The organism is Protofrankia sp. Cr1 (genome assembly GCF_963555865.1).
Classification (GTDB): Bacteria; Actinomycetota; Actinomycetes; order Frankiales; family Frankiaceae; genus Protofrankia.
The window spans coordinates 1,553-13,871 of the sequence record NZ_CAUVXO010000105.1 but is presented as its reverse complement, the minus strand read 5'-3'; the positions used below and the strand labels follow the sequence as shown (position 1 = coordinate 13,871).

Below are 12,319 nucleotides of genomic sequence, written 5' to 3'. Positions count from 1 at the left end.
GGGATCTGCTGCCGACGGTCGTGCGGCTCTCGGATGAGGTCGAGACCGCGGCCGGCCTGCCCGGCGGTGGCCCTGTCGGCGGCGACTCCGCCACCGACTCCGCCACCGACTCCGCCACCGGCACCGGCACCGGCGACTCCGCCACCGGCGGCGGCTGTCAGCTGATCACCGGGTACGAGGGCCGGGCCGGCTGGGTCGCCGCGCGCCGGTCCGAGGTCGGCGAACTGCTGCACGCGGCCGGCGCGGTCGCGTTGGGGCGCGACATCGGGGCCAGCTGGGTGCGTGACCGCTTTCGCGGCCCGTACCTGCGCGATGCCCTGCTGGACGTCGGGATGTTCGCCGAGACGCTGGAGACGGCCGGGTTCTGGTCGACGCTGCCCGGCCTGTACACCGGTGTACGGGACGCGATCGTCGCGGCTCTGGCCGCGCAGGATGCGCCGGGGGTGATCATGTGTCACATCTCGCACGTCTACCCGACCGGCGCGTCGCTGTACTTCACCGTCGTGTGTCCCCAGCCCGGCGAACCGGTGGCGAGCTGGGTGGCGGTGAAGGCCGCAGCCACCCGCGCGGTCCTCGACGCGGGCGGGACCATCACCCACCATCACGCCGTCGGCACCGACCATCAGCCGTGGCTCGCGGCAGAGATCGGTGACATCGGGATGGCTGTCCTGCGCTCGGTCAAGGACACCCTCGACCCGGCCGGAATCCTCAATCCGGGAATTCTCCTACGGTAAGCGCATGCAGCAGCAGCAGGAGGACGAGCGGGCGCTCGTCGTCGTCGGACCGGGGCGGGCCTTCGGCGTCCAGCTCCTGCGCCGGTTTGCCCGGGAGGGCTTCGCGCTCGGCGTGATCGCTCGTTCGGCCGACACGGTCGGGCGGATCGAAGCCGACCTCGCCCGGGAGGATGTCGCGGTCGCCGGCGAAGTTGCCGATGTCACCGAGCCGGGCGCCGTCACCGCGGCGTTGGGTAAACTCGCAGACGGGCTCGGCGGCCTGACCGCCGTCGTCTACAACGCGAAGCTGAGCATCCGGGGCACTGCGCTGTCGGTGTCGGCGGAGACGGTCAACCAGACGTTGGCGGTCAACGTGACCGGCGCTCTCACCGTGGTGCAGGCCGCTGTGGGGTTGCTGGCTGATCGTCCTTCGACATGCGTGCTGCTGACCGCGGCCGGGCTGCGCACCGAACCGGCCGCCGGGCGCTTCGCCCTCGCGATCGGCAAGGCCGGTCTGCTCGCGCTCGGGACGTCGCTTGCGCCGGTGCTGCAGGCGCGTGGAATCCGGCTTCGAACCGTGGTGTTGGAGGCCCGCGTCGCACCTGCCGGCCCGCTCTCGCCGGAGGCGGTGGCCGAGCACTTCTGGAACGTCTATTCGGCCCCGCGCGGATCGGTTTTCCGACTCGTCCCACCGAAAGGGTCCGACCGGGCACCGCAGCTGTTCGGGGAGGTCTGACGCCTGTCTGACCCAAGTCGTGCCAGGACCCGCCGATCGTGCGACCATCCAGACCGTGAGACGTGGACCTGATGACGACTCGGACCGGGGTAGCGGGTCGGAGGACTCGACCCGCCGCCTGCCACCGCCCGCCGGTACCCAGCCGGGCGGTGGAACGCGCAAGGCACAGGTCGTGGGTCCCGTTGGTCCGCCGCCGCCGGCGGATTCGTTCCGTCCGGCCGGTCGACAACCGCGAACCCGCGCCGATCCCGTCCGGCCGGCGAACCCGCCCCTTGCCGACACCCGACGCACCGATTCGTATCCGGCCGGTGCCCATCCAGCCGAGTCCTACCGGGACGAGTCCTACCGGGCCGAGTCGCGCCCGGCGGACCGCGGCCCGGCGTACCCGGGTTACGGGGCCGGTTCCGATTACACGGCGCAGCGCCCGTCAGCCGTGCCACCGGTCGAGCCGGCCGGCGTGATGGCCTCGCCGACCGCTCCGGCTCGCCGGCGGCGTCGACGCAGATGGCCGATCATCACACTGATCGTGCTGTTCGCGTTGCTGGTTGTGGCCGACCGTGCGTCGGTACCGATCGCCGAAAGCCAGATGAAGGCGAAGGCGCAGGCGGCGGTCGCCCAGTCCAGCAAGGATCCGACGGTCGCGCCACCCACGGTGACCGACGTCAGCATCGGCGGCATCCCGTTCCTGACCCAGATCCTGTTCGGTAAGTATGACGACCTGCGGGTGACGGTGACGGGCATCTCCACACCCGGGCCGCGTATCTCGGCGGTGACAGCCCGCCTACAGGGCGTTCACGTACCGTTCGGGGACGCGATCCGCGGCCAGGTGGGGCAGGTCCCGGTGGACAAGGTGACCGCCGATGTGCAGATCAGCTACAGCGATCTCAACACCTATCTGGCGAGCCTGAAGCTCTCGATCGGGAAGGTCCAGGTGGCGCCCGGCAGCGACGGCAAGGTCAAAGTGAATGTGGATGTGTCATTGCCGATCGTGGGTTCGATCATTGGTTCGCAGTCGATCGAAACGGGTTTCACCGTCAAGGACAACAACCTCACGCTGGTTCTACCCGGGGGTCTGGCGCTGCCGGCGATTCCATTGCCGATCGCCGGGTTGCCGTTCAACCTGCGGATCCAGAGTGCCACGGCCGGCAGCAACGGCATCGCGGTGAGGGCGGCGGCCACCGACGTCATCCTTCCCGCCGGGGCCACCGGCTGAGCCGGCGGTCACCCCGTGGATCTCCGCTCCGTTCCCGCGCCGCGTCGCGTCGCGTCGCGTCGAATCAGCGACAGTTCCCGGACCGCCGGGTGGGCGACAGGCAATTATTACTCGTTGGCGGATACTGTCGGACTCGTGGTCGGTCGTCTCCGGACATGACTGATGTGGTCATGACTGCTGTGGACATGTCCGGTACCGACATGGCCGACCCCGCGCAGTCTGCCCCCTGCGTTGTGTCCGTGGTGATTGGTCCACCCGACCTGGATCATGGTCTGTGGACGACGCTACGATTCGGACGACCCGCAAGATCGGACGATCCATGTCGAAGTAGTTCGGCGGGGCATCCGGCCTGTGTCCCGTCCTGAAGGGGGAAACACGTGCAGACGACCCTCAGAGTCGTCAGCGGCGCCATCGTGGCCACCGTGCCTGCCGGCCAGCCGTTCGTCGTCGGGCGTGCCCGCTCGGCCGACTTCGTCATGCCCGACAGTCGGGTGTCCCGTCGGCACCTGCTGATCGAACCGGTCGGCGCGGGCTGGGCCGTGCGGGACATCAGCTCGAACGGAACCTGGCTCGACGGCCAGCGGGTGCAGAGCGTGGACGTGAACGGCGAGATCCGCTTCCGGCTCGGTACCCCGACCGGACCGGAGGTCGTCGTCCTGCCTGAGGTGCCCGCCACCGGCGAGGCTCCCTCCGAGTACGAGGATCCGCATTTCGAGATGCCGACGATGCTGCGCAGCGCCGCCCGCGTCGAGCCCGGACCGCATCTGCCCAGGCAGGCCCCGCGGCGTCCGGATGACGCCGGTGGACCCGATCTTGAGCGTGAGCACGAACGCCAGACGGCCTACCCGCTGCACCCCGGCAGGATGTCCATCGGGCGGTCCCGCGACAACGACATCGTCGTGGGTGACCTGCTGGCTTCCCGCCGGCATGCGGAGCTGTTCGTCGGTCACAGCGGGACCGGTACCGGCGATGTGGAGATCGCCGATCTCGAGTCCGCGAACGGCACGTTCGTCAACGGCAAGCGCATCATCCGTGAGCCGGTACCGCAGGGCGCGGTGATTGCCGTCGGTCACCATGTGTTCCAACTTGTCGGCAACGAGCTCGTCGAGTACATCGACTCCGGGGACGTCAGCTTCGAGGCCGACGGTCTGAACGTGTGGGCCGGCCAGAAACAGCTCATGCACGACATGACCTTCCGGCTGCGTGGGAGCGCGCTGCTGGCGGTGGTCGGGCCGAGTGGCGCGGGCAAGTCCACCCTGCTCAACGCCCTCACCGGGTTCCGCCCGGCGGACAAGGGCGAGGTGCGCTACGCCGGTCGGAACATGTACTCCGAGTACGACGAGCTGCGCCGCCGTATCGGTTACGTGCCCCAGGAGGACCTGCTCCACACCACCCTGACCGTGCGGCGGGCCCTCGAGTTCGGCGCCGAGCTGCGGTTCCCGCCGGACACGACCAAGGAAGAACGCGGCGCCCGGGTGGACGAGGTCCTCGCGGAGCTCGGGCTCACCCAGCACGCCGGCACCCAGGTGGCCAGGCTGTCGGGTGGGCAGCGCAAGCGCACCAGCGTCGCGCTCGAGCTGCTGACCAAACCCACCCTGCTCTACCTGGACGAGCCCACCTCCGGGCTCGACCCGGGCATGGACAAGAACGTCATGGAGTCGCTGCGCAAGCTGGCCGACGACGGCCGTACGGTCGTCGTGGTCACCCACAGCGTGGCTCAGCTGGAACTCTGCGACTACGTCCTGGTACTCGCCCCCGGCGGGTACGTCGCCTACTTCGGCCCGCCGCGCGACGCGCTGTCCTTCTTCGAGAAGAAGGACTACCCGGATGTCTTCCTGATGCTGGAGGCGACGCCGGGGGCGGAGTCGGCGGCCCGGTTCCGCCAGTCGCGCTACTACGTGCCCGCGTCGGTGACCGCGCCGTCGGCCCGCCCGGCGCGCGAAGACCTGCCGAGCATCCGCCAGCAGTCGGTGCTCTCCCAGCTGATCACGTTAAGTCGGCGGACGCTGGCGGTGGTTGCGTCCGACAAGTCCTACCTGCGGCTCATCGTCGTGTTCCCGTTCCTGCTCGGGCTGATCCCGCGGGCGATACCCGGTAGTTTCGACCTCGCCGGGGACGGCTCGCCGAACGCGGACGCCGGCACGATCCTGCTGGTGATGGTGTTGTGCGCCTGCTTCATGGGGATGGCGAACTCGGTCCGTGAGATCGTCAAGGAACGGGCGATCTATCGCCGCGAACGGGCGATCGGGCTGTCCCGGACGGCCTACATCGGCTCGAAGATCCTCGTCCTGGCGCTGATCACAACGTTGCAGGCCATCCCGTTCACCCTGATCGCGCTTGTCGGCAGACAGCCCGCCGAGGGGGTCGCGTTCGGAAACTCCCTGGTCGAATGCTTGATCGCGGTGATCGTGGTGTCGCTGTCCTCGGCCATGCTCGGGCTCGTCATCTCCGCACTGGTCGACAACGCGGACAAGACCATGCCGCTGCTCGTGCTCCTCACCATGGCGCAGCTGGTGTTCAGCGGTGGCATCCTGCCCGTCCACGGCAAGCCCGGCCTGGAGCAGATCAGCCTGATCGCGCCGGCCCGCTGGGGTTTTGCCGGGTTGTCCTCGGTCGGTGATCTCAACCGGATCAGCCTTGCCGGCGCTACCCGCCCAGACGGCAAATTGATCAATAACAAGGTGGTCGTGGACCCGTTCTTCGACCACACATCGTCGGCCTACCTCACCGACATCGCCGCCGGCGTGGGGATCGGCGTGATCTGCGTCATCGCCACCGCCTTCCTGATCCGCCGGATGGACCCGAAGACCGCCAAGCGCAAGCCGGCGTAGCCGCGACTGCCGCCCCCCGCGCTCAGCCGGACTGCCAGCGGGGGGTGGCGTTCAGACCGTTGAACGGGGTCAGCCGCTGCGCGTGGGTGTCGTCGAGGCGGTTCGCGTCCGTCACGTAGATCTCGCGGTTGGTGGCGCCGTCGCGCTGGCTGGTGAAGGCGATCCGCTTGTCGTCCCCGGCGGCGAACGACGGGTCCTGGTCCTGGCCGACGGCATTGGTCAGCTGTGTGGCCGTGCCGCCGGCGGCGTCCATGACGAAGATGTCCATCTCAGCGAGGTTCGTACCGGCACTGCGGCGGAAGGCGATCCTCTTGCCGTCCGGTGACCAGCACGGGTCGGCGTCGAGACCGTCCCTACCGTCGGTGAGTGCGACGGGCTGGGCGTCGGTGTTGAACGCGTCGACGGTGAACAGCTTGCCGCCGTTGCTCCCGTTCTCGCTGACGAAGTAGACGATCCGGTTGTCCGTCGGTGACCAGGACGGGTCGGTGGCCCCGGCGGGTACGGGTAGTTGCCGGACGCTCGACCCGTCCATCGCGATGACGTAGAGGCCGGTTGAGCCGTCGTTCGGGCCGCGGTTGGCCCTGATCACGACGAACCTCCCGGTCGGGTCGACCGACGCCCGGGCATCCGGCGCGAGCTGGACGTCCAGCGCTGGGCCGGCGGTGAAAAGGGAGACCGGCAGGCCGCTGCCGTCGGCGGCGATCGCCTTGAGGCTGGGGGAGGAGTCACCCACCGTGTAGAGGACGGTCTTGCGTTTGGGCCCGACGATCACCGGGAGCGTGTCCGGATCCGTATCGTGGGTCAGCTTTCGCGGCGATCCCACCAGGCCGTTCGGGCCGACCTGCGCGCTGAAGACGTCCTTCTTGCCGTCCTGCTCGCTGGAGTAGACCAGCGTGTCGTCGCCGAGCGCGACAGCGGCCTTCGGCAGGATGTCGGTGACCTTCGCCTGGTTGTCGCCCGGGTCGGAGCCGGGGGCCAGCGCCAGCACCGCCCCGGCCACCGCCGCCACCGCGACCCCGCTGCCCGCGACGACCAGCGCCGTCCGGCGGCGGGGCCGCGGCAGCGGGCTGTCGCCCCGAACGGTGGCCGGCGTGGACGTCCCACGGGTGCCGCGCGTTGCAATGCCACCGGACGCGCCACCGGACGCGCCACCGGACGCGCCGCCGGGCGCGGGTAGCTGCCAGTCGCGTAACACCTGGGTGACCGTTGCCTCGGGGTCGACCTGCTCTGTCGACAGCGGCTCGCCGAGCAGGCGCAGCATCAGCTGCTGCGCGCTCGGTCGGGCTGCGGGAGTCTTGACCATCGCGCTCGCGACGATCTCGCGCAGGGGGCTGTCCAGCCCGTCCAGGCGGGGCTCCTCGCTCACCGCACGGTAGAGCAGAACCTGCGCGCTGCCTTCGCCGAAGGGGTAGCGGCCGGTCGCGGCAAAGGTGATGAGCCCGCCCCAGGCGAAGATGTCCACCGCCGGGGTGACCGGCTCGCCCTGGATCTGTTCGGGTGCCATGAAGGCGGGGGTGCCGAGCTGCTGGAGGTCCCCGGTGAGGTCGCTGACGGCGTCCAGCGCGCGGGCGATCCCGAAGTCGATGACGCGGGGCCCGAAGGGGGAGAGCACCACGTTGGAGGGCTTGAGGTCCCGGTGCACGATGCCGGCGCTGTGGATCGCGGTCAGGGCCGCGGCAACGCCGACCGCGAGTTGCTCAAGGTTCGCCGCCGACAGCGGGCCGCTCTCGGTCACGAACTTCGCCAGTGTCCGGCCCTCGATGAACTCGGTGACCAGATACGGTTGTTCGGCATCCGGTGCCGCGTCGAGTACCTCGGCGGTGCACACCCGGGCGACCCGGCGGGCCGTTTCGGCTTCCAGCCGGAAACGCGACCGGAACTCGTGGTCGTCGGCCACGTCGGCCCGGATCACCTTGATGGCGACCAGCCGGCCGGTTTCGGTGCGCCCGAGATAGACGGTTCCCATTCCGCCCTGGCCGAGCGTGCCCAGCAGGGTGTAAGCACCGAGCTGGGCGGGGTCGTTCGGACCCAGCGGGGCCATCTGTGCGTTCAGAGCCGCATCCGGCGCCGTCATTGTCGACCTACCCCCAGACCGCGTGCCATTCGCAACGTCCGCTCAGACCGGCCGGACAGGTCTTCAAGGTACTCCCGCGGTCGTCTCGCTGACTCCCGGCTTTCCCATCGGATCAGGCATGACATGCTCCTGGTATGGCGCGGTCGCGACGGTTGTCTTCGGTAAGCGCTTCTGTGTTTGTTGGTGTGGTGGCCGCTTTTCTGTTAGCGGTGGGTTGTGGTAATGCGAGTTCGCCGGTGTCGCCTGCGTCGGCGGCGGCGTCAAGCGCCGGTTCGGGTGGGTCACCCACAGCTGCGCCACCGGCGACCGACCCCACCGCGCCGGTGTGGGGCTTTGTCCGCTCGGACGAGGCTGCGCCGCCCCTTGACGTCGCGCGGACACCCGCGCCCTTTGTTCAGGCCGGCAGCTGGCAGTCCGCGGCGGGCGACAGTGGTGCGGCGGGCGGCAGTGGTGCGGCGGCGACGGTGGTCCGGCGGGATGTCGGTCGCTACAGCGTGACGTTCCCGGGGATCGGCGTACCCGGCGGTCGCGGTGTCGCGGTGGCGTCCGCGGTCGGCGACCAGCCCGTGAGCTGCCACACCGAGCGGTGGGTACGGTCGGGTTCGGCCGAGGATGTGACCCTGTCCTGCCGGTCGCCGGCCGGGGACTACGCCGACTCGCGGTTCACCGCGTTGTTCACCTTCGCGCCGGCGTCCTATCGTGCGTCGTCGACCTTCTCCGACACGTACTTCCGCGGGCAGGGGGTGAGCCCGACCCCCACCGGGGCGTCGGTGTCGGTCCCGCCGCCCTATACCTACTTTCGCGACGACGCTCCCGGCCAGGCGTCGACCCCGGCGGGCGACCACTACGACGCCGCCGGCCCGGCCGCGTCCATCTCGATCAACCGGATCGGGGTCGGGCACTACTCGATCGATCTGGTCGGTCCGACCTATTCCGCCCGGGAGGGCAACAACCTCCAGGTCAACGCGATCGGCTCCACCCCGGCCGGTTGCAACCCGCTCGGCCGGGACGAGAAGGCCGACCGGCAGACCATCTTCGTCGGTTGCGCCGTGGGCGAGACCTGGACCGACACCCCGTTCGTCCTCATCTACACCAATCAGCACGCGATGATCGGGGCGGACAACGTGCCGTTCGGGCATGCTTTCACCGGCCAGGAGGTCGCCGGCTCAGGGAAGATCGTGCAGCCGCCCCTGGGCAGGACGGTGGAGGTGTGGGACCGGTACACCGCCAACAGCGCCGGCAAGGCGAACACCGTCCGTCACCTCTCGGCCGGTGCGTATGAGGTGACCTTCCCGGCGGCCGGCCGCACCCCGGACACCGTCGAGGTCATCCCCTACGGTGAGCCGACCCACCGGTGCGCGATCGGTGGCTGGAGTTCACCGCGCGGCACCACCGCCGGCGACGTGACGGTCTCGGTCTTCTGCGTGGACCCGGCCGGCACCCGGTCCGACACCCAGTTCAGCCTCGCCTATGTCAGCGCCGCGGTCCTGACGTCCTGACGCCTGCCCGCCCAGCGCTGTGCCGGCGCTGAGCTGTGCCGGCGCTACGCCGTGGTGGAGGCGCTGGGCAGCTCCCCCCGTGGGCTGCCCGGTCTCGCCCCCACCCGGCGGACCTGCGAGTCAGATCAAACTGGATGCAGGCGCGTCACACATCGTCATTCGCTGGGATTCAGGCATGCGTTCGCCATGGATTTCATCCGGTACGGCCCGCTGGTGCCCCACCGGCCACGGGGTGGCGTGACAGGTCCGCGAACTCGGCGATCAGTTCGTAGGAACGCAGCCGGTCGGCATGCGGGTTGACGTTCGTCGTAATCATGATCTCATCCGCGTCCGTCGCGTCGATGAGCGCGTCCAGGTCGACCCGGACGGTCTCGGGCGACCCGACGATGTGGGACGCCGTCGCGCTGTCGGCTGCGGCGCGTTCGGCCGGCGTCCAGGGATACGCATGGGCCTGCGCGGGGGTGGGAAACACGCCCGGCTGCCCGTGCCGCAGCCGCAACATCGCCAGTTTGGTCGGCCCGGCAAGCCACTGCGCGGCCGTGTCGGTTTCCGCGCACAGGACAGCAGCGGCAACCATCGCGTAGGGCCGGTCCCGGCCCGGCGACGGGCGGAACGTCGACCGGTACAGATCAAGTGCCGGACGTGTGTTGGCCGAGCTGAAGTGGTGAGCGAAGGCGAACGGCAGGCCGAGAATCCCGGCGGCCTGGGCGCTGTAGCCGCTGGAGCCGAGCAACCAGATCGGCGGCATGTCGCTGTGCGGAACGGCGGTCACCGCCCGCAGTGGATGATCGGGGGGGAAGGTGTCGCCGAGGAAGGCGACGAGCTCGGCGAGCTGGGCGGGGAAGTCATCGGCGGACAGCGGGCCGGTCGAGCGCCGCAGCGCTCGGGCAGTTGCCGCGTCCGTTCCAGGTGCCCGTCCGATGCCGAGGTCGACCCGTCCCGGAAACAGTGCTCCGAGGGTCCCGAACTGCTCGGCGATCACGAGCGGTGCATGGTTGGGCAACATGATTCCGCCCGAGCCGATCCGAATGCCGCTCGTCGCGGCCCCGACCTGTCCGATCAGGATGGAGGTCGCGGAGCTCGCGATCCCAGGCATGCCGTGGTGTTCGGCGATCCAGTACCGGGTGTAGCCAAGCCGTTCGGCGTGGCGTGCCAGGTCAAGGGTATTGCGCACCGCATGGGTGGGCGTTGAACCTGATGCGACCGGCACCAGGTCGAGGACGGACAGGGGTACGGCGCGGTTGAGGCTCACCTCAAAGGACAACCGCCGGCATCCACGAGGAACTTCCCGGCTCTCGTCCCGTGCAACGTCTCCGGCGATCTGACCGCAGCACGATGCGACGGCCGGGAACCCGGTACTGTAGTGAGGTGCCGGCCGTGACATGGCCCCCGGGCTCACCCCATTGTCGCTGCGAGCGACCACGCGCCGAGAGGCGACCTGCGCGGCCGGCACCTTCGTACCTGGGCGCGCGTTCATGCGAACCCGTTCACTCGGACCCGTTCACTCGAACCGCAAGATGTCGTCGACCGACCGGCGGGGTGTCGCCTCCAACGGCTCGGCGTCCGGCAGCGGGTAGCCGACCCTGATGATCATCTGGATGTGCCCGAGGCCACCGATCGAATGCCGCAGTAGCTCCCGGGTCGCCTCGAGATCAACGGCCTGACCCAGCGGAGACGTGGCGATACCCCGCGCGGTCGCGGTCAGCAGAACCCGTTCCATGGCCTGGCCGGCTCGCAGGCGATCGGCCGGCGTGTCGCTGTCGGTGCCGATCAGGACCACCATGGGACGTTCCACGTCAGTCTGGTGTAGTGCCAGGCCGGGTTCACCGACCACATTGAAGTCACGGATCGTGAATTCGGACTGCCGCGGCTGATCTGAGCTGATCACCACATCACGGGGTATGCCGTCGACCGCATCCGCGGTGGTTCGGCTCCAAGCCGTAAGTTCCGCCCGATAGGCCGGGTCGTGGTTCTCCAACCAGTCGGCGCGGGCGATCAGCACGCTCGTGTCGATGCGCAGGTCAGCGTCGTCCAGGGACACCAGCCACCCAGCCTCCACCTCGGCCGCCCGCCGCAGCGCCCGCAGAGCCTCCGGCTCCAGGGTGCGCGGGTCGAAGGGCCTGCGGTCGGTGCGCCGATGGCGGGTTGCCGCGAGCAGCATGTCGTTGTCGGGATCAGCGGGTTGGGCGCTCGTGGCGGGGCTGATGTGGATCGTGGCCAACGGTCCGGCGTCAAGGTCGTCACGGGTCGCCGGGAAGATCGTCACGGTTGGGATGAGCCCGGCGGCGCGGATGGCGAGGCGGGCGTGCAGGAGCGCCGCGCCGCAGCTCAGCAGGAGTTGACGACCATCTGGGTCGGCGACGTCGAGCCGGCGGGAGAGATCGGCCAGGAGGTCCAAGCCGGTGGCGCTCACTCGCCAACGCCACGGCTGGGTGTTGTGGATTGACGGGGCCAGACCCGCTGTCTCGACGACCGTGCGGGCGAGGTCCTTCGACAGAGTGTCGCTGCTAGTCACCTACACGACGGTAGGCCCTTCGGTCTGTCATGTCCTGTTGCCTGCGATCCATGGTCGCTAAGGCCCCCTCGGCGGGTATCGTCGGTTCGGTGGAGCCTGTCCGCGTATTCGTTCTCGATGACCACGAGATCGTCCGGCGCGGGATGCGCGAGCTACTGGAAAGCCAGGGCGACATCAAGGTCGTGGGGGAGGCCGGCCTGGTGGCCGAGGCCCTGCGGCGCATCCCGGCGCTACGTCCTGACGTCGCCATACTCGACGCGCGCCTGCCCGACGGCAGCGGCATCGATGTGTGTCGTGACATCCGCTCCGGTACACCGGAGGTCCCTTGCCTGATCCTGACATCCCACGACGACGACGAAGCTCTCTTTGCCGCGATCATGGCCGGCGCCGCCGGCTATGTGCTCAAGCAGATCAGAGGTAACGATCTTATCGGCGCGGTCCGGACAGTGGCGTCCGGCCAGTCCATGCTCGATCCCGCGGTCACCCAGCGGGTGCTGACCCGGTTGCGCGACGGCGCGCCCGAAGACCGCATGCTCTCGGCCCTCAGCGAGCGGGAGCGTCAGATCCTCGGCCTGATCGCCGAGGGGCTGACCAACCGCCAGATCGCCAGCCGGATTCATCTCGCTGAGAAAACAGTCAAGAACAACGTGTCCTCCATCCTGGAGAAACTCGGTCTGACCAGCAGGACGCAGGCGGCGGTGTTCGCCACCAAGATTTCCGGCTGACGGATTTCCCGCC

9 protein-coding genes are annotated in these 12,319 nt (G+C 69.4%); 6 read left to right on the top strand and 3 right to left on the bottom strand.

The annotated features are described in order from the left end of the window. The 4 genes from U9980_RS11130 to U9980_RS11115 all read left to right on the top strand — a co-directional run. The coding region (locus U9980_RS11130) for an FAD-linked oxidase C-terminal domain-containing protein (RefSeq protein ID WP_322767842.1) at positions 1–734 on the top strand (734 nt) is incomplete at its 5' end. A 4-nt stretch (positions 735–738) separates the two neighbouring features. After that, on the top strand, positions 739–1,449 hold the full coding sequence (locus U9980_RS11125) for an SDR family NAD(P)-dependent oxidoreductase (RefSeq protein ID WP_322748526.1): 711 nt from the start codon (positions 739–741) through the stop codon (positions 1,447–1,449). A gap of 172 nt (positions 1,450–1,621) precedes the next feature. After that, positions 1,622–2,662, top strand: coding sequence for a DUF2993 domain-containing protein (locus U9980_RS11120; RefSeq protein WP_322767841.1), 1,041 nt, complete (start codon positions 1,622–1,624; stop codon positions 2,660–2,662). 377 nt (positions 2,663–3,039) lie between these two features. Continuing rightward, the gene (locus tag U9980_RS11115) at positions 3,040–5,493 is read left to right on the top strand and encodes an ATP-binding cassette domain-containing protein (RefSeq protein WP_322767840.1); all 2,454 of its coding nucleotides are present in this window, start codon (positions 3,040–3,042) and stop codon (positions 5,491–5,493) included. A 22-nt stretch (positions 5,494–5,515) separates the two neighbouring features. Here the strand turns inward: U9980_RS11115 and U9980_RS11110 are convergent, their stop codons facing one another. After that, entirely contained in the window at positions 5,516–7,567 is a 2,052-nt protein-coding gene (locus U9980_RS11110) for a protein kinase domain-containing protein (protein ID WP_322767839.1), read from the bottom strand. A 236-nt stretch (positions 7,568–7,803) separates the two neighbouring features. On the opposite strand from U9980_RS11110, the gene U9980_RS11105 reads away from it, so the two are divergent. Beyond that, positions 7,804–9,066 (top strand): hypothetical protein, encoded by a 1,263-nt coding sequence (locus U9980_RS11105; protein ID WP_322767838.1) that lies wholly within the window; start codon positions 7,804–7,806, stop codon positions 9,064–9,066. Between the two features lie 193 nt (positions 9,067–9,259). Here the strand turns inward: U9980_RS11105 and U9980_RS11100 are convergent, their stop codons facing one another. Both U9980_RS11100 and U9980_RS11095 read right to left on the bottom strand, forming a co-directional pair. After that, positions 9,260–10,318, bottom strand: coding sequence for an LLM class flavin-dependent oxidoreductase (locus U9980_RS11100; RefSeq protein WP_322767843.1), 1,059 nt, complete (start codon positions 10,316–10,318; stop codon positions 9,260–9,262). Between the two features lie 249 nt (positions 10,319–10,567). After that, complete coding sequence (locus tag U9980_RS11095) at positions 10,568–11,581, bottom strand: Acg family FMN-binding oxidoreductase (protein ID WP_322767837.1); 1,014 nt, start codon at positions 11,579–11,581, stop codon at positions 10,568–10,570. Positions 11,582–11,670: 89 nt separating this feature from the next. On the opposite strand from U9980_RS11095, the gene U9980_RS11090 reads away from it, so the two are divergent. Continuing rightward, a complete protein-coding gene (locus U9980_RS11090; RefSeq protein ID WP_322754578.1) occupies positions 11,671–12,306 on the top strand; it encodes a response regulator transcription factor in 636 nt (211 codons plus the stop codon). The last annotated feature ends 13 nt before the right edge of the window (positions 12,307–12,319 follow it).